21 protein-coding genes are annotated in these 23,883 nt (G+C 60.1%); 15 read left to right on the top strand and 6 right to left on the bottom strand.

Annotated elements, in window-relative coordinates:
• Positions 1-89: 89 nt before the first annotated feature.
• Genes QK293_RS23915 through QK293_RS23930 form a run of 4 tightly spaced genes read right to left on the bottom strand, consistent with a single transcriptional unit; the run spans position 90 to position 3,636 of the window.
• On the bottom strand, positions 90-941 hold the full coding sequence (locus QK293_RS23915) for a ChaN family lipoprotein (RefSeq protein ID WP_282381792.1): 852 nt from the start codon (positions 939-941) through the stop codon (positions 90-92).
• Positions 942-962: 21 nt separating this feature from the next.
• On the bottom strand, positions 963-1,730 hold the full coding sequence (locus QK293_RS23920) for a heme ABC transporter ATP-binding protein (RefSeq protein WP_282381794.1): 768 nt from the start codon (positions 1,728-1,730) through the stop codon (positions 963-965).
• Positions 1,730-2,713: an iron ABC transporter permease gene (locus QK293_RS23925; RefSeq protein WP_282381871.1), complete on the bottom strand. Its 984-nt coding sequence runs from the start codon at positions 2,711-2,713 to the stop codon at positions 1,730-1,732. Before QK293_RS23925 ends, QK293_RS23920 begins: the two co-directional genes overlap by 1 nt.
• A gap of 50 nt (positions 2,714-2,763) precedes the next feature.
• A complete protein-coding gene (locus tag QK293_RS23930) occupies positions 2,764-3,636 on the bottom strand; it encodes an ABC transporter substrate-binding protein (RefSeq protein ID WP_282381795.1) in 873 nt (290 codons plus the stop codon).
• Between the two features lie 166 nt (positions 3,637-3,802).
• Between QK293_RS23930 and QK293_RS23935 the strand changes: the two genes are divergently transcribed.
• Positions 3,803-4,120, top strand: a complete 318-nt coding sequence (locus tag QK293_RS23935) for a Rieske 2Fe-2S domain-containing protein (protein WP_282381798.1) — start codon at positions 3,803-3,805, stop codon at positions 4,118-4,120.
• Here QK293_RS23935 and sfsA read toward each other — a convergent pair.
• Together sfsA and QK293_RS23945 are read right to left on the bottom strand one after the other, a co-directional pair.
• Positions 4,117-4,830: a DNA/RNA nuclease SfsA gene (gene sfsA, locus QK293_RS23940; RefSeq protein WP_282381801.1), complete on the bottom strand. Its 714-nt coding sequence runs from the start codon at positions 4,828-4,830 to the stop codon at positions 4,117-4,119. The genes QK293_RS23935 and sfsA overlap by 4 nt on opposite strands.
• Positions 4,830-6,002, bottom strand: coding sequence for a pyridoxal phosphate-dependent aminotransferase (locus QK293_RS23945; protein WP_282381803.1), 1,173 nt, complete (start codon positions 6,000-6,002; stop codon positions 4,830-4,832). The genes sfsA and QK293_RS23945 overlap by 1 nt, the downstream gene beginning before the upstream one ends.
• 332 nt (positions 6,003-6,334) lie before the next feature.
• On the opposite strand from QK293_RS23945, the gene dksA reads away from it, so the two are divergent.
• The 14 genes from dksA (at position 6,335) to QK293_RS24015 (ending at position 23,853) form a co-directional block, all read left to right on the top strand.
• Positions 6,335-6,775 carry an RNA polymerase-binding protein DksA gene (gene dksA / locus QK293_RS23950; RefSeq protein WP_045059401.1) on the top strand — a complete coding sequence of 147 codons (441 nt, stop codon included), beginning with the start codon at positions 6,335-6,337 and terminating at the stop codon, positions 6,773-6,775.
• Positions 6,776-6,853: 78 nt separating this feature from the next.
• Positions 6,854-7,750: a tRNA glutamyl-Q(34) synthetase GluQRS gene (gene gluQRS / locus QK293_RS23955; protein ID WP_282381811.1), complete on the top strand. Its 897-nt coding sequence runs from the start codon at positions 6,854-6,856 to the stop codon at positions 7,748-7,750.
• 77 nt (positions 7,751-7,827) lie between these two features.
• A complete protein-coding gene (locus tag QK293_RS23960; protein WP_003176118.1) occupies positions 7,828-8,004 on the top strand; it encodes a hypothetical protein in 177 nt (58 codons plus the stop codon).
• Complete coding sequence (locus tag QK293_RS23965; RefSeq protein ID WP_282381814.1) at positions 7,988-10,942, top strand: sensor histidine kinase; 2,955 nt, start codon at positions 7,988-7,990, stop codon at positions 10,940-10,942. The genes QK293_RS23960 and QK293_RS23965 overlap by 17 nt, the downstream gene beginning before the upstream one ends.
• 22 nt (positions 10,943-10,964) lie before the next feature.
• Positions 10,965-12,401: a sigma-54 dependent transcriptional regulator gene (locus QK293_RS23970; protein ID WP_282381816.1), complete on the top strand. Its 1,437-nt coding sequence runs from the start codon at positions 10,965-10,967 to the stop codon at positions 12,399-12,401.
• 881 nt (positions 12,402-13,282) lie between these two features.
• Entirely contained in the window at positions 13,283-14,683 is a 1,401-nt protein-coding gene (locus QK293_RS23975) for a polynucleotide adenylyltransferase PcnB (protein WP_282381818.1), read from the top strand.
• Positions 14,684-14,686: 3 nt separating this feature from the next.
• Complete coding sequence (gene folK / locus QK293_RS23980; protein WP_282381821.1) at positions 14,687-15,172, top strand: 2-amino-4-hydroxy-6-hydroxymethyldihydropteridine diphosphokinase; 486 nt, start codon at positions 14,687-14,689, stop codon at positions 15,170-15,172.
• 271 nt (positions 15,173-15,443) lie between these two features.
• Positions 15,444-16,244 (top strand): 3-methyl-2-oxobutanoate hydroxymethyltransferase, encoded by an 801-nt coding sequence (gene panB, locus QK293_RS23985; protein ID WP_282381823.1) that lies wholly within the window; start codon positions 15,444-15,446, stop codon positions 16,242-16,244.
• On the top strand, positions 16,241-17,101 hold the full coding sequence (gene panC / locus QK293_RS23990) for a pantoate--beta-alanine ligase (protein ID WP_282381826.1): 861 nt from the start codon (positions 16,241-16,243) through the stop codon (positions 17,099-17,101). Before panB ends, panC begins: the two co-directional genes overlap by 4 nt.
• A 197-nt stretch (positions 17,102-17,298) precedes the next feature.
• Complete coding sequence (gene panD / locus QK293_RS23995; RefSeq protein WP_003228271.1) at positions 17,299-17,679, top strand: aspartate 1-decarboxylase; 381 nt, start codon at positions 17,299-17,301, stop codon at positions 17,677-17,679.
• A gap of 229 nt (positions 17,680-17,908) precedes the next feature.
• Positions 17,909-19,573: a glucose-6-phosphate isomerase gene (pgi, locus tag QK293_RS24000; RefSeq protein ID WP_282381830.1), complete on the top strand. Its 1,665-nt coding sequence runs from the start codon at positions 17,909-17,911 to the stop codon at positions 19,571-19,573.
• A 215-nt stretch (positions 19,574-19,788) separates the two neighbouring features.
• The gene (acs, locus tag QK293_RS24005) at positions 19,789-21,726 is read left to right on the top strand and encodes an acetate--CoA ligase (RefSeq protein WP_282381833.1); all 1,938 of its coding nucleotides are present in this window, start codon (positions 19,789-19,791) and stop codon (positions 21,724-21,726) included.
• Between the two features lie 66 nt (positions 21,727-21,792).
• Positions 21,793-22,662 (top strand): oxygenase MpaB family protein, encoded by an 870-nt coding sequence (locus tag QK293_RS24010; protein WP_282381835.1) that lies wholly within the window; start codon positions 21,793-21,795, stop codon positions 22,660-22,662.
• 174 nt (positions 22,663-22,836) lie between these two features.
• Positions 22,837-23,853, top strand: a complete 1,017-nt coding sequence (locus tag QK293_RS24015; RefSeq protein ID WP_282381838.1) for a class I SAM-dependent methyltransferase — start codon at positions 22,837-22,839, stop codon at positions 23,851-23,853.
• The last annotated feature ends 30 nt before the right edge of the window (positions 23,854-23,883 follow it).

The raw sequence follows: 23,883 nt of genomic DNA on the forward strand, positions 1-23,883 counted from the left end.
GACTCTCAGATATCTCCTCATCAGGCTAATCACGGTTATTTGACCCGGCTCTTGCCGGGTCTTTTTTTGCCTGGAGAAAAGTCGTTCGGTCACTTGCCAAATTGCTTACGCATTTGCGCGCAGTAATCCTGGGGGGGTGTGGCAGGCGTGTACCAGACGTAATCAGCCATGGCCGGTGTGACCTCGCTGCCCTGCTCCGCCAGCACCACCACCACAGGCGCCTGAGGCTCTCCCAGATCAAGCACATGGATCGGCACGCCGACATCCTTGCGCGCATGGTAAGCGCCGGCAAACAACAGTGAAGGCGTAGGCGCCACGAGCAAGCGCTCGGCCATCCGTCTGTCACGTTGCTGTTGGACCGCCAGCATCGCCGGCATCTGCGATTCAGGCAGCAGACCACAGTGGGAGTCGCTGATTTGCTCCAGCAATTCGTCCTTGACTGAAGCAGCGCTGGAGCGCGACCCGCTCAATGTCGGGGGATTGGCGTAAACGGTACGGACTTCAAGCGTGTCCAGATTGGCTGCCAGCAGCGGGTATGGCTGGGCCAGCGCGAAACGAACGACCGGCCCGTACACATTCCAGTCCCAGCCAGATTGCCAGGCCAATGCACCGGGCAAATCCGCCGGTGGCGGCGAGGTGCGGCGAACGTCGTCGACGCGCCGCTGTTGATCAGGCGTGAGCATTTCCAGCAACAGACTGCCTTGAGTTCGCCGCTCACTCAGCGACTGCAATAACCACAATTGCAGTTGATGGTGATCGCGATTGTCATGCTGTTCACCCACGATCAGCCGCAAAGGCTTCTCCAACCGCGCAACCAGCTCCTGAGCCGTGAGGGTCTGGCCGCTGCGCAAGTCCCGAATCTCGCCGACCACCGACGGCGGATTCGAAACATGCTGGCAGGCACTCAGCATCAGCAAAGCCAGCAGCAAAAACTTACGCATGTGTTCACCCCCATAAAAAGCTCAGCGGGCGATGATCAGCGGATGCCCACGCTCCGGGTGCTGCTGCACCAGCACTTCCAGCCCGAACACGGCCTTGAGTGGTTCCGGGCGCAACACCTGCTCCGGTATATCGAGCGCCACCGGCCGCCCACTTTCGAGCAGTAACAGGCGATCACAATAGCGCGCCGCCAGGTTCAGATCATGCAGGATCACCAGCACCGCCGCGCCGCGATGGGCGAACTCGCGCACGGCTTGCAACGTCGTGTGCTGATGAAGTGGGTCGAGCATCGATGTAGGCTCATCGAGTAACAACGTTTGCCCTGCTTCGCCCGGCCAGAGCTGCGCCAGAACCCGAGCCAGATGCACCCGCTGACGTTCGCCACCGGACAAGGCCAGATAGCTGCGCCCACTCAAATGCCCGGCATCGGCAGCGTGCAACGCGGCGGCGACGATCTCGTCATCGCGAACCCGGCCGCTTTGATGGGGCAAGCGGCCCATGCCGACCACTTCTTCGACACGAAAGGCGAAATCCAGGGTCGACACCTGCGGCAATACCGCCAAACGCTGCGCTCGCGCCGTTCCGGTCCAATCGCTCAACGCGCGCTCGTCGAGCCAGACGCTGCCGTGATCAGCCTTCAATTCACCGCACAAGGCGCCGAGCAAGGTGCTTTTACCGGCACCGTTAGGTCCCAGCACACCGAGGACTTCGCCCGGTTTGAGCTCAAGCGTGATGTCCGTCAGGACACTCTTTCGACCCCGACGGATTTGCAGATTTTGCGTTCGCAACATCAGGCACGCCCCCTGAGCAATAAATACAGAAAGAACGGCGCACCGATAAAAGCCGTGACGATCCCTATCGGCAATTCAGCCGGCGCCAGGGCCAGTCGCGCCACCAGATCGGCAAACAACAACAGACTGGCACCCGCCAAGACTGACGCTGGCAACAACACCCGATGATCGGGACCGGCCAATAGTCGCACCAGATGCGGCACCACCAGACCGACAAACCCGATCATCCCCGCCGCTGCCACCGCTGCACCGACACCCAGCGCCGTGCAGAACACCAATTCACGCTTGAGCCTTTCGACGTCGATGCCCAAATGACCGGCCTCTGACTCACCCAGCAATAACGCATTCAAGGCCTTGGCCCGACGCGGCAGCCACAATGCCACGCCGGCACTGATCAACAGCAACGGCCAGAGCCGCGAATAACTGGCGCCATTGAGGCTGCCCAGGTTCCAGAACGTCAGGGTGCGCAACGTCGCGTCATCCGCCAGATAGGTGAACAGCCCCACGGCGGAGCCGGCCAGCGCAGTCAACGCAATACCGGCCAGCAACATGGTCGCGACGTTGGTCTGCCCGTTGCGCCGGCCCAGTCGATACACCAGCGCCGTCACGCCGAGCCCGCCGAGAAACGCGCACAGCGATAACAGGTAAGGCCCGAAGGCTTCAGGCAGACCGCCGAACACAGAACCACCGACGATCGCAATGGCCGCGCCCAAGGCCGCCCCGCTGGAGACACCGACCAGCCCCGGATCGGCCAGAGGATTACGAAACAACCCCTGCATCGCCACGCCGGACAGTGCCAACACCCCCCCCACGGCCAAGCCCAACAAGGTTCGCGGCAAGCGAATCTGCCCGAGGATCAGTTCAGCCTGCTCCAGTCCGTCGGGCGCGATCGGTACACCCACCAGCCGCAGGGCTGCACGCAAGGTGTCGAGCAACGGCAAGCTCACTGGCCCAAGCGCCAACGACAGCCAGATGGCCAACACACACAGCAGGATCAGACCAATGAACAAAGCGCGGGGTTTAACCAGAATGGTCATTGGCCGGCAGTACCGGGGTAAAAAGCGTCAGACAGTTTTTTCAGCGCATCGGGTAGCCGCGGCCCCAAGCCCCCGACCAACAACGTCGGATCAAGCTCCATGACTCGCCCGTCCTTGGCTGCGCGGGTCGAGGACAGCATCGGGTTCTCCTTGAACAACGCCGCACGGGCCGCATCGCCGGTCAATGCACGATCGGCAAACACCAGCACCTCGGGATCCAGACTGATCAGGGATTCGACAGAAAAGGGTTTATAGCCGGTATGCGTGGCCAGATTGTGCCCACCAGCCTGTTGCAGCAACCAATCGGCGGCGGTGTCCTTGCCGGCGATGAGCGGTTTGCCGCCCGCGTTGCCAAGCAACAACAGCACACCCGGCGACTTTTGCTTCAACTGTGCCCGCGTGACCCGGACCTGTTGCTGATCAAGTTGCTGTTGATACCTCTGAAACAATTGTGAGGCCTGATCTTCAGCGCCGAGCAACGTGCCCAGGTGCTGCAAATTGCCCTGCAAGGTCGGCAGATCCGGCTGCGCCGAGAACAGTTCGATTTGCACACCCGCGCTGCGAATCTGCGAAAGCACCGGTGGCGGCCCCATTTCCTCGGTGCCGACCAGAATCTGCGGACGTAAGCTCAAGATGCCCTCCGCCGACAACTGCCGCTGATACCCGATGCTCGGCAATGCCTTGAGCGATTCCGGGTGCTGACTGGTGGTATCGACACCGATCAGTTTCGATTCACCGCCCAGTGCGCTGATCCACTCCGACAAAGCACCACCGGCACTGACCCAACGTTGTGGCAACTCGGCCGCTACGGCGTAGTGGCTGACGAGGAGTCCGACACAGAGCGCAGCAACGCGGGTACTCAGGCGCATAAACAGCTTCCTTTAAGGGTTTTCCCGGGCATCGAGATGACAGGCCAAGTATCCTCGGCCTTTGGCACCTGAACCCGACAGACAAGGCGGCCATTTGATAATTGTTTGCATTTGAACGTCAAGCTCGGACATCTCCAGTCACGAGCCGCCGGACTTGAGGATAGACATGAAGTTTCTTTGTGCAGGCGTTGAACTGGCCGATGCCAGCAGTCGCGGTTTCGACATCGACGGCCAGAAGCTCTTTGCCGTGCGCCGTGGCGGCCAGGTTTACGTCTACATCAATCGCTGCCCGCACCGTGGCGTCGGACTGGAATGGAAACCCGACCAGTTTCTCGACCCCAGTAACAGCCTGATCCAGTGCGCGACACACGGTGCACTGTTTCTGATCGAAGACGGGGAATGCGTCGCCGGCCCTTGCGCCGGGCAGTCCCTGACCACCGTCGCTTGCCACGAAGACGAGCAAGGGATCTGGGTCAGTCTTTAGCCGTTCAGCAACACCTCCAGACGCCGATCGACCACCATCTCTTCGTGGGTCAAGTGCACGCCATAGGCCAGCACCTCGACCCCACACGACACCGCCTCACTCAACGCTGCGGCGTAGGCCGAATCGATTTCTCCTGCAGGACGCACGGCGTCGATGCCAGTGAGATTGACGCAATACAACTGCACCGCACGAATTCCGTCCCGAGCCAAATGCGCCAGTTCGCGCAAATGCTTGGCCCCGCGCTGGGTCACAGCATCGGGAAACGCCGCCACTGAAGAACCCTCGAAGCCCAGGGTGACGCTTTTGACTTCCACAAAAGCCGGCCCGCTCGGGTAATCGAGACGAAAATCGATGCGGCTGCTTTCCTGACCGTAGGCCACTTCACGTTTCAGCTTGGTAAAACCGTTCAGTTCGGTGATGACACCTGCCCGCAGCGCCTCTTCGATTAAGCCGTTGGCCCGTCCGGTGTTTACGCAAAACAAGCGTCCCTGCGGCGTTTCGCCGATTTCCCAAGTGCCAGGCAACTTGCGCTTGGGGTCGTTGGAACGACTGAACCAGACCTGCCCGCCCTCCACCTGGCAATTGAGCATCGAGCCGGTGTTCGGGCAGTGAATGGTCAGCAATTCGCCGCTAACGGTTTCGATATCGGCGAGAAAACGCTTGTAGCGACGAATCAAACGGCCTTCTTCGAGGGGAGGATGAAAACGCATCAGCCTTGCCAGCTCTTCAAGCCGCGAGCAATCCTCTCGACCGCTTCCTGCAAGCGCGGCAGGCTTTGGGTGTAGGCAAACCGCACGTGATGCCCAGCCTGATAACGGCCAAAGTCCAGACCGGGGGTAATCGCCACATGCTCGGTTTCGAGGAAATGCCGACAGAACGCGAAGGCATCGCCGCCAAACTTGCTGATATCGGCGTACAAGTAGAACGCGCCTTCGGGTTCCACAGCAATACCGAAGCCCAGCTCCCGTAGAGCTGGCAGGAGGAAATCACGACGACGACCAAATTCGGCGCGACGCTCTTCGAGAATGGCAATGGTCGCAGGTTCGAAGCACGCCAACGCGGCGTGCTGGGCCATGCTCGGGGCGCTGATATAGAGGTTCTGGGCGAGTTTTTCCAGCTCACCGACCGCCGCTTCCGGCGCCACCAGCCAACCCAGGCGCCAGCCGGTCATGCCGAAATACTTTGAAAAACTATTCAGCACAAAGGCGCTGTCATCGACTTCCAGAACACTGGCGGCATCAGTGCCATAAGTCAGACCGTGATAAATCTCGTCCACCACCAGATGACCGTGGCGTACCTTGATCGCGGCAGACAGGCCTGCCAATTCATCGTGGGTCAGGATCGTCCCGGTCGGGTTCGCCGGCGATGCCACCAACGCCCCGACGCTGTCGTGATCCCAATGGCGTGCAATCAGGTCCGGCGTCAGCTGATAACGCACGTCCGGACCTACAGGGACAAGCTGCGCTGCGCCTTCCACCAACCGCAGGAAATGCCGATTGCAGGGATAACCCGGGTCCGCCAGCAGCCAGTGCTTGCCCGGATCCACCAGCAAAGCGCTGGCCAGCAGCAACGCGCCAGAACCGCCGGGCGTAATGAGAATTCGCTGCGGATCGATGTTCAGACCATATCGCTGCTGATAAAAGCCCGAAATGGCCTCACGCAACTCGGGAATACCCCGCGCGGCGGTGTAACGGGTCTTCCCCGCCGTCAATGCGGCCTGGCCGGCCTGAATGATCGGCTCGGCGGTGGTGAAGTCCGGTTCGCCGATTTCCAGGTGGATCACGTCGTGGCCAGCCGCTTGCAATTCATTGGCACGCGCCAGCAGCGCCATGACATGGAAAGGTTCGATCGCACGACTGCGGGCACTGTAGGGCTGAGCCATTAGCCTTCCTTCAACGGGAAAAAAATTGATTCTACCCAAGCGCAGGAACGAGCGAGAACCTAAAGCGGTCAGACGCCTTATAATCCTGGCCACAAACGACTCGAGCGTGTGCCCCAGGTTTGACTAAAATCAATATTTGATCAGGTCTCCAGCACCGCCAGACAAGGCTTTGCAATCATTTGCAAGCACTGCGGGCCACTACCTCGACATCCGGGAGTAGCGCGGTCCGATTTGATCTGGTAAGTTCGCCCGCTTGCAGCCGCAGGGCCGGCAGGTGTCGGTGATGGAGCAATCCTGCGCAATGGATTACAAGAGTAGAGGCGGTCCATTTCATGCCCACCCAAGCAAAGCAGCAAAACCAGTCGATCAGCGGCTTCGAACCCTACCAGGCAGTAAAGGGCGAGGAGTACATGGGCAAACCCATGCGCGCTCACTTCACCAAGATCCTGAATAAGTGGAAACAGGACTTGATGCAGGAAGTCGACCGCACGGTTGATCACATGAAAGACGAAGCGGCCAATTTCCCGGACCCGGCAGACCGTGCCAGCCAGGAAGAAGAATTCAGCCTCGAGCTGCGTGCCCGTGACCGCGAGCGCAAGTTGATCAAGAAAATCGACAAGACGCTGCAATTGATCGAAGACGAAGAATATGGCTGGTGCGAGTCCTGCGGCGTCGAAATTGGCGTCAAGCGACTGGAAGCCCGCCCTACCGCCGACATGTGCGTTGACTGCAAGACCCTGGCGGAAATCAAGGAAAAGCAAGTCGGCAAGTAATCTCGACTTGAACGAAAAAACGGAGCGTGCGAACGCTCCGTTTTTGTTTCTGATGTTTTTTGACTTTAAATAGCCGCCATGACCGCCATCACTTCCCCCACCTACATCGGGCGCTTCGCCCCCACGCCCAGTGGACATCTGCATTTCGGTTCGCTGGTCGCAGCGCTGGCCTCGTACCTCGATGCGCGTTCGGTGGGGGGCCGCTGGCTGATGCGCATGGAAGACCTCGATCCACCCCGGGAAGAACCCGGTGCTCAAGCGGCGATCCTTAAAGCCCTGGAAAGCTACGGCTTCGAGTGGGATGGCGAAATGGTCCGACAGAGTGACCGGCACGCTGCCTACGCCGAAGTCCTCAACCGCCTGTTCAATCACGGTCTGGCCTACGCGTGCACCTGTTCGCGCAAAACACTTGCGCCCTATCACGGGATTTATCCGGGACTGTGCCGCAATGCCGGCCACGGCACTGAAGATGCCGCGATTCGCCTGCGCGCCCCCGAACTGGAATACCACTTCATCGACCGGGTGCAAGGCGAATACCGCCAACACCTGGGCCGGGACGTCGGCGATTTCGTGATCCGCCGCCGCGACGGGCTCTACGCCTATCAGCTGGCCGTGGTGCTGGACGATGCCTGGCAAGGTATCACCGACATTGTTCGTGGCGCCGACCTGCTCGACTCCACACCGCGCCAGCTCTACCTGCAGGAACTACTCGGCCTGCCGCAACCGCGCTACCTGCATATCCCGCTGATTACCCAGCCCGATGGCAACAAACTCGGCAAGTCCTACCGTTCGCCGCCGTTGACCGAAGATCAGGCGACCCCCTTGTTGCTGCGTGCGTTGCGCGCGCTGGGGCAGAACCCCGGTGCCGAGCTGGCTTACGCCACACCACGGGAAGTGCTGGACTGGGGCATTGCCCACTGGGATGCATTATTGATCCCGCGCACACTTAACCTGCCCGAAGCGCAATTACAGTGATCACCCTTGCAGTGGCGCGCCCATCCGTTACCATCGCCGCACGTTTTCGGGCACGCGCATAAAAAAGAGAGGCCGGGATGTACATCTATCGCTTGGTCCTGCTCCTGGTAGTGGGGATTTATCTGTTCTCCCCGGCCATCATGGATTGGTGGATCGACGCCACTGGCGCCTGGTATCGCCCTTATCTGCTCTGGCTGATTCTGATCGTCGTGACCTTCATCCTGCAGAGCCAAAAAGATGCCGATGAGCTTTAGCCTGACCCAGATGATCCTGATCAGCGCCGCGTACCTGGCGGTGCTGTTCGGCGTAGCCTGGGTCAGCGAACGGGGCATGATCCCCCGGGCGATCATTCGCCACCCGCTGACTTACACCCTGTCGCTGGGCGTTTACGCCAGTGCCTGGGCGTTTTACGGCACGGTGGGCCTGGCCTATCAATACGGCTACGGTTTTTTGTCCAGTTACCTTGGGGTGTCCGGTGCGTTCCTGCTGGCGCCGGTGCTGTTGTATCCAATCCTGAAAATCACCCGCACGTATCAGCTGTCGTCGCTGGCCGATCTGTTCGCCTTCCGCTTTCGCAGCACCTGGGCCGGCGCGCTGACCACGATCTTCATGCTGATCGGCGTGCTGCCGCTGCTGGCCTTGCAAATTCAGGCGGTCGCCGACTCCATCGGCATCCTCACCCGTGAGCCGGTGCAGCATCGCGTGGCGCTGAGCTTCTGCGCACTGATTACGCTGTTCACGATTTTCTTCGGCTCGCGCCACATTGCCACCCGCGAAAAACACGAAGGCCTGGTGTTCGCGATTGCTTTCGAGTCGGTGATCAAATTGATCGCCATTGGCGGCGTCGGCCTGTATGCCCTTTATGGTGTGTTCGACGGCCCGCAACAGCTGGAACTGTGGCTGCTGCAAAACCAGACCGCCCTCGCCGCCCTGCACACACCGCTGCAGGAAGGTCCATGGCGTACGTTGCTGCTGGTGTTCTTCGCCTCGGCGATCGTGATGCCGCACATGTACCACATGACGTTTACCGAAAACCTCAACCCGCGCTCGCTGGTCAGTGCGAGCTGGGGCTTGCCGCTGTTCCTGCTGCTGATGAGCCTGGCGGTACCGCTGATTCTCTGGGCCGGACTGAAACTTGGCGCCACCACCAACCCGGAATACTTCACGCTGGGCATCGGCATCGCGGCCAACAGCAAGGCCCTGGCGCTACTGGCCTATATCGGCGGGTTGTCGGCGGCCAGCGGGCTGATTATCGTCACCACCCTGGCGCTGTCCGGGATGGCGCTGAACCACCTGGTGCTGCCGCTCTATCAGCCGCCGGCCGAAGGCAACATCTATCGTTGGTTGAAGTGGACCCGTCGGGCGCTGATCGTTGCGATCATCATGGCCGGTTACGGTTTCTATCTGTTGCTGGGTGCGGAACAGGATCTGGCGAATCTGGGCATTGTCGCCTTCGTCGCCACCCTGCAATTCCTGCCGGGCGTACTCTCCGTTCTGTATTGGCCGACCGCCAACCGTCGTGGCTTTATCGCCGGTTTGCTGGCGGGGATTCTGGTATGGCTGGTGACCATGCTGCTGCCGCTGGTGGGCAACCTGCAGGGTTTCTACATTCCGCTGCTGAACATGATCTATGTGCTGGACGACACCAGTTGGCACATGGCGGCGATCGCGTCGCTGGCCGCCAACGTGCTGATGTTCACCCTGATCTCGCTGTTCACCAACGCCAGCAGCGAAGAGGCCAGCGCGGCGGAAGCCTGCGCCGTGGACAACGTGCGCCGGCCGCAACGCCGCGAACTGCACGCCGCCTCACCCCAGGAGTTCGCTACGCAGCTTGCAAAACCATTGGGCGCGAAAGCAGCACAGAAAGAAGTCGAACAAGCCCTGCGCGACCTCTATCTGCCGTTCGATGAGCGCCGGCCTTACGCCTTGCGCCGATTGCGCGACCGCATCGAAGCCAACCTCTCCGGCCTGATGGGGCCGAGCGTGGCTCAGGACATGGTCGAGACCTTCCTGCCTTATAAGGCCGGGGGCGAAAACTACGTCACCGAAGACATCCACTTCATCGAAAGTCGCCTCGAGGATTACCACTCGCGCCTGACCGGGCTTGCCGCCGAACTCGATGCCCTGCGCCGCTATCACCGCCAGACCTTGCAGGAATTGCCAATGGGCGTTTGCTCGCTGGCCAAGGACCAGGAAATCCTCATGTGGAACAAAGCCATGGAGGAGCTGACCGGGATTGCCGCGCAGCGTGTGGTCGGTTCGCGCCTGAGCACCATCGCCGATCCATGGAAAGAGCTGCTGCAAGGCTTCATCAATCTGCCGGACGAGCATTTGCACAAACAGCACCTGGCCCTCGACGGCCAGACCCGCTGGTTGAACCTGCACAAAGCGGCGATCGATGAACCGCTCGCTCCGGGTAACAGCGGCTTGGTGTTGCTGGTAGAAGACCTGACCGAAACCCAGCTGCTCGAAGATAAACTGGTGCATTCCGAGCGTTTGGCCAGTATCGGCCGACTGGCCGCCGGCGTGGCCCATGAAATCGGCAACCCGATTACCGGCATCGCCTGCCTGGCGCAAAACCTGCGCGAAGAGCGCGAAGAAGACAGCGAACTGAAGGAAATCAGCGGGCAGATCCTGGAGCAGACCAAACGCGTGTCGCGTATCGTTCAGTCGCTGATGAGCTTCGCCCACGCGGGGAGTCATCAGCACAGCGACGAGCCCGTCTGTCTGGCGGAAGTGGCCCAGGATGCGATAGGCCTGCTGGCTCTGAACCGACGTAATTTCGAAGTGCAGTTCTACAACCTGTGCGATCCCGATCACTGGGTCGAAGGCGACCCGCAGCGACTCGCACAAGTGCTGATCAATCTGCTCTCAAACGCCCGCGATGCCTCGCCTCCCGGCAGTGCGGTGCGCGTCAAAAGCGAAGCCGGCGAACACACGGTCGACTTGATCGTGGAAGACGAAGGCAGCGGTATTCCGAAGAACATCATGGATAGATTGTTCGAACCTTTCTTCACCACCAAGGATCCTGGCGAAGGCACCGGTCTGGGCCTTGCACTGGTCTATTCCATCGTTGAAGAGCATTATGGACAAATCACCATCGACAGCCCGGCTGATGTTCAAAGCCAGCGCGGCACCCGTATCCGGGTGACCTTGCCGCGTCATGTCGAAGCGACGTCCGCTGTGAACTGAGACCGTCGAGAGTATCGAATCAATGCCGCACATTTTGATCGTCGAAGACGAAACAATTATCCGCTCCGCCTTGCGCCGCCTGCTGGAACGTAACCAGTACCAGGTCAGCGAAGCCGGTTCAGTGCAGGAAGCACAAGAACGCTTCACCATTCCCACGTTCGACCTGATCGTCAGTGACCTGCGCCTGCCCGGCGCGCCTGGCACCGAGTTGATCAAACTCGGCCAGGGCACTCCGGTGCTGATCATGACCAGCTACGCCAGCCTGCGTTCGGCCGTCGACTCGATGAAGATGGGCGCGGTCGATTACATCGCCAAGCCTTTTGATCACGACGAGATGCTCCAGGCCGTCGCGCGAATTCTGCGTGACCGGCAATCCGTGCAAGCCAGCGGTGAACCGGTCGTCGGCAAAGCCAGCAATGGCGCAGCCAAACCGGGTGCCAATAACAGCAACGGCGAAATCGGCATCATCGGCTCCTGCCCGCCTATGCAGGATCTGTACAGCAAGATCCGCAAAGTCGCGCCAACCGACTCCAATGTGCTGATCCAGGGCGAATCCGGCACGGGTAAAGAACTGGTCGCGCGTGCCCTGCACAACTTATCCAAACGCGCCAAGGCGCCGATGATTTCGGTGAACTGCGCGGCCATTCCGGAAAGCCTGATCGAGTCCGAACTCTTCGGCCACGAAAAAGGCGCATTCACGGGCGCCAGCGCCGGGCGTGCCGGCCTGGTGGAAGCGGCAGACGGCGGCACCTTGTTCCTCGACGAAATCGGCGAATTGCCACTGGAAGCCCAGGCCCGCCTGCTGCGCGTGCTGCAGGAAGGTGAAATTCGTCGTGTAGGTTCGGTGCAGTCACAGAAAGTCGATGTGCGCCTGATCGCCGCGACTCACCGGGACCTCAAAAGCCTGGCGAAGATCGGCCAGTTCCGTGAAGACTTGTATTACCGCCTTCACGTGATTGCCCTGAAACTGCCGGCCCTGCGCGAGCGCGGCGCGGACGTCAACGAAATTGCCACCGCGTTCCTGGCGCGGCAGAGCGCGCGGGTCAACCGCACCGACCTGAAGTTCGCCCCGGATGCCGAGCAGGCGATTCGTCATTACGCCTGGCCGGGTAACGTGCGAGAGCTGGAAAACGCAGTAGAACGTGCGGTCATCCTGTGCGAGAGCCCGGAAATTTCTGCCGAGCTGCTGGGTATCGACATCGAACTGAGCGATCTGGAAGACGATGACTTCATCGGCCTGGCGCCCCAACAGGGCAACAACACCAGCAACTCCAGCCACGAGCCGACCGAGGACCTGTCACTGGAAGACTACTTCCAGCACTTCGTTCTCGAGCATCAGGACCACATGACCGAAACCGAGTTGGCGCGCAAACTCGGTGTCAGTCGCAAATGCCTGTGGGAACGCCGTCAGCGCCTGGGCATTCCACGACGCAAGACCGGGGTGGCCAGCGAGAGCTGAACCTCGCCTGTCTGATGCGCGGGTAACACGTGACAGTGTGAAAAAACTGTTACCTCAGCTTTTTCACGTAACAGAAGCCGGGGCTTACGGTAACGAAGCCCCGGTTTTTTTTGGCCTCTGAAAACCTCATCAGCCGGCCTGATCCCTTGTTTTACTGGGCCTCACAAAAGTTGGCACGCACCCTGCTATATGTTTGGTACAAGAACAATAACAAGCAATGCACAAGACAATAAAAATAAGACGAATCGACTCACGCACAATAAAAACAAGACGGCGAGAGGCGCAGCTAACTGATTCTTTTGGAGAGGCGTTGTATTGGGGGCTTGCCCCACGACCAGGCCGAGAACAATAAAAACTGTCATAAGACAGAGCCTGCACTGGTTGGATCGTAAGATCACTGCAACACAGCGACCAAAGCAATCCGTTTGCTCTTGGCTCCCGATTGGGAGGGTCATGAAGGAAAAACTTCATGGCGAGGGCACTCAACAAAAACAAGAAGCCCGAATAAAAAATAAAAATAGAGCACGCAACTACTTTCTTGGGGAGCTTCGGCTCCCCTTGTAGTTTCTGTGATTCGGCATTCACGCTGCCCCTGTAGCAGCTGCCGAGCCTGCGAGGCTGCGTTCGACTGCGGAGCAGTCGCAATACAGGCACCCAGTTTCTTCTGACACACCGCAATCTCTGGTTTGACGACTGCTTCGCAGCCGAACGCAGCCTCGCAGGCTCGGCAGCTGCTACACAGAGCCAATCCGCACTAACAAGCCGCTCCTTCAAGCGCTTGCGCAGCTTCCTACACCATCCCCCGACTAAATGCTAGAATCCCCGCCCATCATGCGGTCATTCTTCGTTTTGGCCGAACATTCCTTCAAACAGTGCATCCCATGCTGAAGAAGTTGTTCCAGTCATTCCGTTCTCCCAAGCGTCATACGCAACACATTCGCAGTACGCCTGAAGTGCTCAACAGCGGCCAACATTCGCTGCAAAAGGCCCAATTCAGTCGCTACGCGGTGAACATTGTCGAACGCCTGCAGAACGCCGGTTACCAGGCTTACCTGGTCGGCGGCTGCGTGCGTGACATGCTGCTCGGCATCACGCCAAAAGATTTCGACGTCGCCACCAGTGCCACGCCTGAGCAGGTTCGGGCCGAATTCCGCAACGCGCGGATCATCGGTCGACGCTTCAAGCTGGTGCACATCCACTTTGGCCGCGAAATCATTGAAGTCGCGACCTTCCGCGCCAATCACCCGCAAAACGATGAAGAGGAAGACAGCAACCAGTCCTCGCGCAACGAGAGCGGGCGCATCCTGCGCGATAACGTCTACGGCACGCTGGAAGAAGACGCGCAACGCCGCGACTTCACCATCAACGCCTTGTATTACGATCCGGTCAGCGAGCGCATCCTCGACTACGCCAACGGCGTACACGACATCCGCAATCACCTGATCCGCCTGATTGGCGATCCAAAGCAACGCTACCAGGAAGATCCGGTACGGATGCTGCGGGCCGTGCGCTTCGCCGCCAAGCTGAATTTCGGCATCGAAAAGCACAGCGCCGCGCCAATCCGCGAGCTGGCGCCGATGCTGCGCGAGATTCCGTCGGCCCGCCTGTTCGAAGAAGTGCTCAAGCTGTTCCTCTCCGGCCATGCCGCGGACACCTTTGAGATGCTGGTCGACCTGCAGCTGTTCGATCCGCTGTTCCCGGCCAGTGCCGAGGCGCTGGAATACAACCCGACGTACACCCACACGCTGATCAGCGAAGCGTTGATCAACACCGACCTGCGGATCAAGCAGAACAAACCGGTGACCCCGGCGTTCCTGTTTGCTGCCCTGCTCTGGCCTGCCCTGCCGGCCCGCGTACTGCGCCTGCAAGAACGTGGCATGCCGCCGATTCCGGCCATGCAGGAAGCCGCTCATGAGCTGATCGCCGAACAGTGCCAGCGCATCGCGATTCCGAAACGCTTCACCCTGCCGATCCGCGAGATCTGGGACATGCAGGAACGTCTGCCACGCCGCAGCGGCAAGCGCGCCGACCTGTTGCTGGACAACCCGCGGTTCCGTGCCGGTTACGACTTCCTGCTGCTGCGCGAAAGCGCTGGTGAACAGACCGATGGCCTGGGCGAATGGTGGACGGACTATCAGGACGCCAACGACAGCGAACGTCGCGACATGATCCGCGACCTCAGCGGCAAGGATGACGGCACCGGCGCTCCACGCAAACGTCGCCGCAGCGGTGGCGCCAAGCGCAAACGCACCGCAGGCGCACCGAGCACCACGGGCGAGTAATCCATGGAACGCATCTACATCGGCATGGGCAGCAATCTGGCTGACCCCGCCGACCAATTGCGCAGCGCTGTCGAGGCGCTGGCGCAGTTGCCGCAGACCGAACTGATCGGGGTGTCCGCGTTTTATCAGAGCGACTCGCTGCTGCCCGGCCAACCGCGTTACACCAACGCGGTCGCCGCCCTCGACAGCACCCTTGCGCCGCTGGACCTGCTGGATGCGCTGCAAGCCATCGAGAACGAACAGGGCCGCGAGCGTATTGAACGTTGGGGCCCACGCACCCTTGATCTCGACATCGTGCTGTTCGGTAATCGGCTGATCGATGAACCTCGCCTCAAGGTGCCTCACTACCACATGCAAGAACGAGCTTTCGTTCTCTATCCACTGGCCGAGCTGGCGCCTGCGGATTTACGTTTGGCCGATGGTCGCAGCCTGAGTGATTTGCTTGCCGCCTGCCCGTTCTTCGGGCTGGAACGCCTGCCCCCCGCTTGACACTCCCACATTGGTTTATGTTGCTCTCGCAGAATCTGCTGAAACGCATCAGTTACCCCGGTAACACCCCTGGCGTAACAACGCGGTAACACACGCAATTGACTTCCCGAGTTCTCCTCACGACTATAGGCGTCCCGCTGCCGCCAACACGGCATTGAAGGGCGCAATCCAGGCCTTAAAAGCACGACAACAGACCGTGCGCCTGTATTTAACGAAGAATCACGCGCGTTACTCGCAGTAGTTTCCACAGCGCCTGAATGAGGAACTTTTCATGCCAGCCATCACCCTGACCACTCTGCAAGGTCTCAAGCTAAAAGGTGAAAAAATCACCATGCTGACCTGCTATGACGCGACCTTCGCCCACGCCTGCAATGAAGCGGGCGTCGAGGTGTTGCTGGTGGGCGACTCCCTTGGCATGGTTTTGCAAGGTCACGACAGCACCCTGCCGGTCACCACCGCGGAAATGGCTTACCACGTGGCGGCCGTCAAACGCGGCAACACCGACGCTTTGATCCTCGCCGACCTGCCCTTCATGGCCTACGCCACCACCGAACAAGCCATGACCAACAGCGCCCTGTTGATGCAGGCCGGTGCGCACATGGTCAAAGTTGAAGGTGCACTGTGGCTGGCGGACTCGATCCGTCTGCTGGCCGAACGCGGTATCCCGGTGTGCGCGCACATGGGGCTGACACCGCAATCGGTGAACATTCTGGGCGGTTACAAAGTCCAGGGTCGCAGCGAGAACCAGGCGCGGCAAATGCGTGCCGACGCCATCGCACTAGAGCAGGCCGGTGCATCCATGTTGCTGCTCGAGTGCGTACCGAGCGAACTGGCTCAGGAAATCACCCAGGCTGTGGGCATTCCGGTAATCGGCATCGGCGCCGGCAGTGGCACCGACGGCCAGGTATTGGTTCTGCACGACATGCTCGGCCTGTCGATCACTGGCCGTGTGCCGAAATTCGTGAAGAACTTCATGGCCGGGCAACAAAACATTCAAGCGGCGATTGGCGCTTACGTCACTGAAGTCAAAGCGGCGACTTTCCCAGGTATCGAACACGGATTCTCTGCATGAACACCGTAAAAACCGTACGCGAATTGCGGGCCGCCGTGGCCCGTGCCCGTGGCGAAGGCAAGCGAATCGGCTTCGTGCCGACCATGGGCAACCTGCACAGCGGTCATGTTGCACTGGTTACCAAAGCCACCCAACGGGTGGATTTCGTGGTCGCGAGCATTTTCGTCAATCCGCTGCAGTTCGGCGCCGGCGAAGACCTCGACAAGTACCCGCGTACCCTCGCGGCCGATCAGGAGAAACTGCTCCAGGCCGGTTGCCACTTGCTGTTCGCGCCAACTGCTGAAGAAATGTACCCCGACGGCATGGCCGGGCAGACCCGCGTCAGCGTTCCACAACTTTGCGAAGGCCTCTGCGGCGCCAGCCGTCCCGGGCATTTCGAAGGTGTGGCGACGGTGGTCACCAAGCTGTTCAACATGGTCCAGCCGGACCTGGCAATCTTTGGCCAGAAAGACTTCCAGCAACTGGCGGTGATTCGCGCCCTGGTGCATGACCTGAACATGCCGATCCAGATCATCGGCGAACCGACGGTACGTGCAGCCGATGGCCTGGCGCTGTCGTCGCGCAATGGTTTCCTCAGCGAAGAACTGCGGGCCGTTGCGCCGGTTCTGTACCGCGGTTTGAACCAGATTGCCGACGCGATCAAACAGGGCGAGCGGGATTTCCCGGCCTTGATCGGCGCACAGATCAAGCAGCTTGAAGCGGCTGGTTTGCGTCCTGACTATCTGGAAATTCGTCATGCGCCGACGTTGCGTCCGGCCACCCCGGAGGATCGGGACCTGGTGATTCTGGTGGCGGCATTTCTGGGTACTACGCGGTTGATCGATAACCTCCATCTGAACCTCGACGCGCCCGCCTAAACACCACAGATCCCCTGTAGGAGCGAAGCTTGCTCGCGAAGGCGTCGCGTCATTCGACATCTGCATCGACTGACATGACGCCTTCGCGAGCAAGCTCCGCTCCTACAGGGAGTTGCGTTGCCTCGCACCCTGTATTGCTGCCCACATTGGCTTTGGGCACAATGCCCGCCGTTCGATTCCGACCTGGGAAAACACTCATGCACGCCATCATGCTCAAGGCCAAGCTGCATCGCGCCGAAGTCACCCACGCTGTACTCGATTACGAAGGTTCTTGCGCCATCGACGGCGAATGGCTGGACCTGTCCGGCATCCGTGAATACGAGCAGATCCAGATCTACAACGTCGACAACGGCGAACGCTTCACCACCTACGCGATCCGTGGTGAAGAAGGTTCGCGCATGATCTCGGTCAACGGTGCAGCCGCACACAAGGCCAAGGTTGGCGACCGCGTGATCATCTGCGCCTACGCCCACTACAGCGAAGCCGAACTGCTCAACTTCAAGCCACGCATGCTCTACATGGCGCCGGGTAATGAACTGAGCCACACCAGCAATGCCATTCCGGTTCAGGTCGCCTGATCCCGTCTTAGTCCATCCCCCTTCCGTTTATCGGACCGTTCCCTGCTTGATGTATAAAAAAGTACCGGGAACGGGTCAGACAAAGTCAAGACAGATCGCAGCGCGAGGTTTACTGTATTCGCCCTGTGTCATGAAATCGTGTCGACGCAGTTGACCGGACGCCCACCCACAGCGCTCCGGGATTTTTTGTGTTCAAAAGGCCGTTCAAGTAAAAAGGAAACCCGCAGCGATGGCGTATTACCGCACCCCTCACGACGTTACCGCTCTGCCCGCCTGGCAAGCGTTGAATGATCACCGCCAAGCCATGCAAGATTTCAGCATGCGCGAAGCCTTTAATGCCGATCCGCAGCGCTTCACCCAATTCACCCTCAGCAGCTGCGGCCTGTTTCTCGATTATTCGAAAAACCTGATCAACGCCGAGACCCGCGATCTGCTGGTGGGCCTGGCCAACGAAGTCGATCTCCAGGGCGCGATCAAAGCGCTGTTTGAAGGCGAAATCGTCAACGCCTCCGAAGGCCGCCCCGCCTTGCATACCGCGCTACGCCGCCCGGTTGGCGACAAGCTGTCGGTGAACGGCGTCAACGTGATGCCGGAAGTGCACAAGGTCCTGAACCAGATCACTGACCTCGTGGGCCGTATCCACGACGGTCTGTGGCGCGGTTACACCGAGAAGCCGATCACTGACGTGGTAAACATCGGCATCGGTGGCTCGTTCCTCGGCCCGGAGCTGGTCTCTGAAGCACTGTTGTCCTACGCCCAGAAGGGCGTGCGCTGCCATTACCTGGCGAACATCGACGGCAGTGAGTTCCACGAACTGACCCTGAAACTGCGTGCCGAAACCACGCTGTTCATCGTTTCGTCGAAATCCTTCAACACCCTCGAAACCCTGAAGAATGCCCAGGCCGCACGCGCCTGGTACCTGGCTCAGGGGGGGTCGGAAGCCGAGCTATATCGTCACTTCATCGCCGTCTCCAGCAACAATGCAGCGGCTGTGGCATTCGGGATCCGCGAAGAAAATATCTTCCCGATGTGGGACTGGGTTGGCGGCCGTTACTCGTTGTGGTCGGCCATCGGTTTGCCAATTGCCCTGGCCATCGGCATGTCGAACTTCAAGGAACTGCTGTCCGGTGCCTACACCATGGACCAGCACTTCCAGAGCACGCCTTTCGATCAGAACATGCCAGTGCTGCTGGCCTTGCTCGGCATCTGGTATGGCAACTTCTGGGGCGCGCAGAGCCACGCGATCCTGCCGTACGACCATTACTTGCGCAACATCACCAAGCACTTGCAACAGCTGGACATGGAATCCAACGGCAAGAGCGTGCGCCAGGACGGCACTCCGGTGTCCACCGACACGGGTCCTGTGATCTGGGGTGGCGTTGGCTGCAACGGTCAGCATGCGTACCACCAGTTGCTGCATCAGGGCACTCAACTGATCCCGGCCGACTTCATCGTGCCGATCGTCAGCTTCAACCCGGTGTCCGACCACCATCAGTGGCTGTACGCCAACTGCCTGTCCCAAAGCCAGGCGCTGATGCTGGGCAAGACCCTTACCGAGGCCGAAGCCGAGTTACGCGACAAAGGCATGAGCGAAGAAGACGTGCAGAAACTCGCGTCACACAAGGTGATCCCGGGTAACCGTCCGAGCAATACGTTGGTGGTCGAACGCATCAGCCCGCGTCGTCTCGGCGCATTGGTGGCGATGTACGAACACAAAGTCTTCGTGCAAAGTGTGATCTGGGGCATCAACGCCTTCGACCAGTGGGGCGTGGAGCTGGGTAAAGAGCTCGGCAAAGGCGTCTACAACCGCCTGGTCGGCAGCGAAGAAACCCCGGCTGACGATGCTTCAACCCAAGGCCTGATCAACTACTTCCGCGGTCGTCACCGCGGCTAACGCCATCCCTGTAGGAGCGAACGGTGCGGCGATCCGACTTGCTCGCGAAGAAGGCGGCTCGGTGTATCAGGTACACCGAGTTATCGTTCTTCGCGAGCAAGTCGGATCGCCGCACCGTTCGCTCCTACAGGGTTGTGTTTGTTTTCAAGTCTTGAACCCTCTCCCCACTCGGCGCATCTTTAGATCTTGTCGCAAAACAAGAATAAGGAACCGTCATGTTCGATATCAGCACGTTCCCCCAAGCCGATGCCGTCCGCCGGGCCGCACAATTAAGTCAAGACGACTACAAGCGCCTGTACCGCCAATCCATCGATCATCCCAGCACCTTCTGGGCCGAGCAGGCCACACGTTTTCTCGACTGGAGTACGCCGTGGGAGACCGTCCAGCGCTATAACCTGAAAACCGGTGAGGCAAGCTGGTTCGCTGGCGGAACGTTAAATGTCAGTTACAACTGCATTGACCGTCACCTAAAAAAGCGCGGCGATCAAATCGCGATCATCTGGGAAGGCGACGACCCTGCCGAATCCGCGCAGATCACCTACAAAAAACTCCATCACAACGTCTGTCGCCTGGCCAACGTGCTCAAAAGCCGTGGCGTGAAGAAAGGCGATCGCGTGTGCATCTACATGCCGATGATCCCCGAAGCCGCCTACGCCATGCTCGCCTGCACGCGCATTGGTGCGGTGCATTCGGTGGTGTTCGGTGGTTTCTCTCCGGACTCCGTGCGTGACCGGATTCTCGATGCCGACTGCCGCACTGTGATCACCGCCGATGAAGGCGTGCGCGGTGGTAAATTCGTGCCGCTCAAGCAGAAAGTCGACCAGGCGCTGCAAAGTTGTCCGAACGTCAGCACTGTCATCGTGGTCGAGCGCACTCAGGGTGAAGTGGACTGGGTCGAGGGCCGGGACATCTGGTATCACCAGGCGCTGCGCGACGTCAGCGACGATTGCCCGCCTGAGCCGATGGACGCCGAAGACCCGCTGTTTATCCTCTACACCTCCGGCAGCACCGGCAAACCCAAAGGTGTGTTGCACACCACCGGCGGCTACCTGCTGCAAGCGGCGATGACCTTCAAGTACGTGCTCGACTACCGCGACAACGAAGTCTTTTGGTGCACCGCCGATGTCGGTTGGGTCACCGGCCACAGCTACATCGTCTACGGCCCGCTGGCCAACGGCGCGACCACGCTGATATTCGAAGGCGTGCCGAGCTACCCGAGCAGCTCGCGCTTCTGGCAGGTGATCGATAAGCACCAAGTGAACATTTTCTATACCGCCCCGACTGCCTTGCGTTCGCTGATGCGTGAAGGCCCCGAACCGTTGAAGGAAACTTCTCGCGAGAGCCTCAGACTACTTGGCAGCGTCGGTGAGCCGATCAACCCGGAAGCGTGGGATTGGTACTTCAACGTCGTCGGCGAGCAGCGTTGCCCGATTGTCGACACCTGGTGGCAGACCGAAACCGGCGGCATCATGCTCAGCCCACTGGTCAGCGCGCAACGGATCAAACCCGGCTGTGCCACACAACCGATGTTCGGCGTGCAACCGGTGTTGCTGGATGAAACGGGCAAGGAGATAAAAGGCGCCGGCAGCGGCGTGCTGGCGATCAAATCCAGCTGGCCGGCGCAGATCCGCAGCGTCTACGGCGACCCGCAACGAATGGTCGACACCTACTTCAAGCCCTACCCCGGCTACTATTTCACCGGCGACGGCGCCCGGCGCGATGAGGACGGCGACTACTGGATCACCGGACGCATCGACGACGTAATCAACGTCTCCGGGCACCGCATCGGCACCGCCGAAGTGGAAAGCGCCCTGGTGCTGCACGACAGCATCGCCGAAGCCGCCGTGGTCGGTTACCCCCACGATGTCAAAGGCCAGGGCATCTACGCCTTCGTCACCCCCATGAACGGCACCGAGCCCAATGACGAACTGAAGAAAGAACTGCTGGCTCACGTCAGCGAGGAAATCGGCAGCTTCGCCAAACCGGACCTGATCCAGTGGGCGCCGGCCTTGCCGAAAACCCGTTCGGGCAAGATCATGCGACGGATTCTGCGCAAGATCGCCTGCAATGAACTGGACAGCCTGGGCGACACCTCGACCCTGGCCGACCCGAGCGTGGTCCAGGAGTTGGTCGATAAACGCCTGAACCAATAAGCTCATGCTTTAAACTTCCCAGCGCGGCCCGTAATGGCCGCGCCTTTTTTTCGCCACTGAGTCGCCATGGAATTCATTCGAACCCGCATCGAGACCCAGATCATGAGCCTGAGCGGTCTGTCTCTGGGCAAGCTCGACCTGGAAAACCCCAAGGGCGATCCCGGCCTGTTCGGGCCGGATTCAGTGAGCTGGCAAGTTCACGGCGACTTCAGCAGCATGCTGATCGGCGGCATCAGCGCCCTGATGCTGCAAGCTCTGCATCCACTGGCCCTGGCCGGGGTCTGGGACCATTCGAATTTTCGCGAGGACATGATTGGCCGACTGCGCCGCACCGGGCAGTTCATTTCCGGTACCACGTTCGGTTCGCGAAAGGACGCCGACTGGCTGATCGAGAAAGTCCGCACCATCCACCTGCAAGTGGCCGGCACTGCACCGGATGGCCGGCCTTATACCGCCAGTGACCCTGATCTACTGACCTGGGTGCACGTGGCCGAGGTCAGCAACTTCCTCGCCGCGCACCTGCGTTACCGCAATCCGAACCTGTCCCTGGCCGACCAGGACCGTTATTACACGGAAATCGCGCTGGTCGCCAAACGGCTCGGCGCCCGTGACGTGCCGCGTTCACGGCAGGAAATGGCCGATTACCTTGAACGAATTCGCCCACAACTGCTGTGCGACGAACGCAGTCGCGAAGTGGTGCGGCTGTTGCTGAACGCCCCCTCCCCCAGTCGTTTAGCCAGACCTTTCGGCGGTTTGATGATGCAGGCCGGGATTGACCTGCTGCCGGACTGGGCCAGTGACATGCTGGGTGTCCAACAGAGCCCGCTGCAACGCAAGCTGATCCGCGCCGGCGTCAACCGCACCACGCCGATGCTGCGTTGGGCGGTGCGTAACGGCTCGATGCACCGGGCCAGGCGTCGGATGGGATTATTGTAAGTTTGATCGTTCCCACGCTCTGCGTGGGAATGCAGCCCGGGACGCTCTGCGTCCCAAAAGCCGAACGCGGAGCGTCCGTTGAGGTATTCCCACGCAGAGCGTGGGAACGATCAGTGGTTCTCTGCTCAAGCTGTTAAACTCCCGCGCCAAATTCCCTCCTGCAAGGCGCCCAGCATGTCTTCCTTGAATCAGGCGCTGCGCGCCGCCCTCGATCGTCGTCAGGACCTGCTGGCCGAACTGCATCAGCAAGGCACCGATTGCTATCGCCTGTTCCATGGCAGCCAGGAAGGCGCCGGCGGTCTGACGATCGACCGCTACGGCCCGCAATTGCTGGTGCAAAGCTTTCACCAGTCGCTGGAACGTGATGCGTTGCTGCATTTGCACGAAGCCATCAATCAGCACCTGGGCCTCGAAACGCTGCTGGTCTACAACGATCGCTCCCGAGGCAACTCGCGCATCGACCGTGAAGACACCGTCTACCGCGCCGACGAGCCCGCCTTGCAAGACCTGATCGGCCACGAATGGGGGCTCAATTACCGGGTTCGCGGTCGCCATGCCGGCCAGGATCCGCTGCTGTTCCTCGACCTGCGCAATACGCGCGGCTGGGTCAAGCAGCACAGTAAAAACAAAAGTGTGCTGAACCTGTTCGCCTACACCTGTGGCGTCGGCTTGAGTGCGGCGGCCGGTGGCGCGAGCGAGGTCTGCAACCTCGATTTCGCTGAGGGCAACCTGGCCGTCGGGCGTGAGAACGGTCTGCTCAATCCCCAGTTGCCGACCATGGACTTCATCCAGTCCGACTATTTCCCGGCCATCCGCCAATTGGCCGGTCTGCCGATCAGCCAGCGCCGCGGGCAGAAACTGCCAAGCTATCAACGTCTGGAGCAGCGTCAGTACGACCTGGTGCTGCTGGATCCGCCAGCCTGGGCCAAGAGCGCTTTCGGCACCGTCGACTTGCTGCGTGACTATCAGAGCCTGTTGAAGCCGGCACTGCTGACCACCGCCGACAATGGCGTGCTGATCTGCTGCAACAACCTGGCAAAAGTCAGCATGGACGACTGGCGCGAACACGTTTTGCGCTGTGCCGAGAAAGCCGGGCGGCCGGTGCGTGAATGGACCGTAATGAAACCGGGCGGTGATTTCCCGTCGTTGGACCAACAACCGCCACTGAAAACGCTGATTCTGCAGCTCTGAGATACGTCCGGAAAATCAGATAAATCCTAT

Origin of the sequence: Pseudomonas sp. AL03, assembly GCF_029960815.1 — a bacterium.
GTDB lineage: Bacteria > Pseudomonadota > Gammaproteobacteria > Pseudomonadales > Pseudomonadaceae > Aquipseudomonas.

What these genes read in the sequence shown, in the direction of transcription:
- QK293_RS24010 (WP_282381835.1), top strand. Translation starts at nt 21,793, where the DNA reads ATGGAATTCATTCGAACCCGCATCGAGACCCAGATCATGAGCCTGAGC.
- panD (WP_003228271.1), top strand. Translation starts at nt 17,299, where the DNA reads ATGCACGCCATCATGCTCAAGGCCAAGCTGCATCGCGCCGAAGTCACC.
- pgi (WP_282381830.1), top strand. Translation starts at nt 17,909, where the DNA reads ATGGCGTATTACCGCACCCCTCACGACGTTACCGCTCTGCCCGCCTGG.
- sfsA (WP_282381801.1), bottom strand. Translation starts at nt 4,830, where the DNA reads ATGCGTTTTCATCCTCCCCTCGAAGAAGGCCGTTTGATTCGTCGCTAC.
- QK293_RS24015 (WP_282381838.1), top strand. Translation starts at nt 22,837, where the DNA reads ATGTCTTCCTTGAATCAGGCGCTGCGCGCCGCCCTCGATCGTCGTCAG.
- panB (WP_282381823.1), top strand. Translation starts at nt 15,444, where the DNA reads ATGCCAGCCATCACCCTGACCACTCTGCAAGGTCTCAAGCTAAAAGGT.
- QK293_RS23970 (WP_282381816.1), top strand. Translation starts at nt 10,965, where the DNA reads ATGCCGCACATTTTGATCGTCGAAGACGAAACAATTATCCGCTCCGCC.
- QK293_RS23935 (WP_282381798.1), top strand. Translation starts at nt 3,803, where the DNA reads ATGAAGTTTCTTTGTGCAGGCGTTGAACTGGCCGATGCCAGCAGTCGC.
- dksA (WP_045059401.1), top strand. Translation starts at nt 6,335, where the DNA reads ATGCCCACCCAAGCAAAGCAGCAAAACCAGTCGATCAGCGGCTTCGAA.
- gluQRS (WP_282381811.1), top strand. Translation starts at nt 6,854, where the DNA reads ATGACCGCCATCACTTCCCCCACCTACATCGGGCGCTTCGCCCCCACG.
- QK293_RS23965 (WP_282381814.1), top strand. Translation starts at nt 7,988, where the DNA reads ATGCCGATGAGCTTTAGCCTGACCCAGATGATCCTGATCAGCGCCGCG.
- QK293_RS23945 (WP_282381803.1), bottom strand. Translation starts at nt 6,002, where the DNA reads ATGGCTCAGCCCTACAGTGCCCGCAGTCGTGCGATCGAACCTTTCCAT.
- QK293_RS23915 (WP_282381792.1), bottom strand. Translation starts at nt 941, where the DNA reads ATGCGTAAGTTTTTGCTGCTGGCTTTGCTGATGCTGAGTGCCTGCCAG.
- QK293_RS23930 (WP_282381795.1), bottom strand. Translation starts at nt 3,636, where the DNA reads ATGCGCCTGAGTACCCGCGTTGCTGCGCTCTGTGTCGGACTCCTCGTC.
- QK293_RS23975 (WP_282381818.1), top strand. Translation starts at nt 13,283, where the DNA reads ATGCTGAAGAAGTTGTTCCAGTCATTCCGTTCTCCCAAGCGTCATACG.
- folK (WP_282381821.1), top strand. Translation starts at nt 14,687, where the DNA reads ATGGAACGCATCTACATCGGCATGGGCAGCAATCTGGCTGACCCCGCC.
- QK293_RS23960 (WP_003176118.1), top strand. Translation starts at nt 7,828, where the DNA reads ATGTACATCTATCGCTTGGTCCTGCTCCTGGTAGTGGGGATTTATCTG.
- panC (WP_282381826.1), top strand. Translation starts at nt 16,241, where the DNA reads ATGAACACCGTAAAAACCGTACGCGAATTGCGGGCCGCCGTGGCCCGT.
- acs (WP_282381833.1), top strand. Translation starts at nt 19,789, where the DNA reads ATGTTCGATATCAGCACGTTCCCCCAAGCCGATGCCGTCCGCCGGGCC.
- QK293_RS23920 (WP_282381794.1), bottom strand. Translation starts at nt 1,730, where the DNA reads ATGTTGCGAACGCAAAATCTGCAAATCCGTCGGGGTCGAAAGAGTGTC.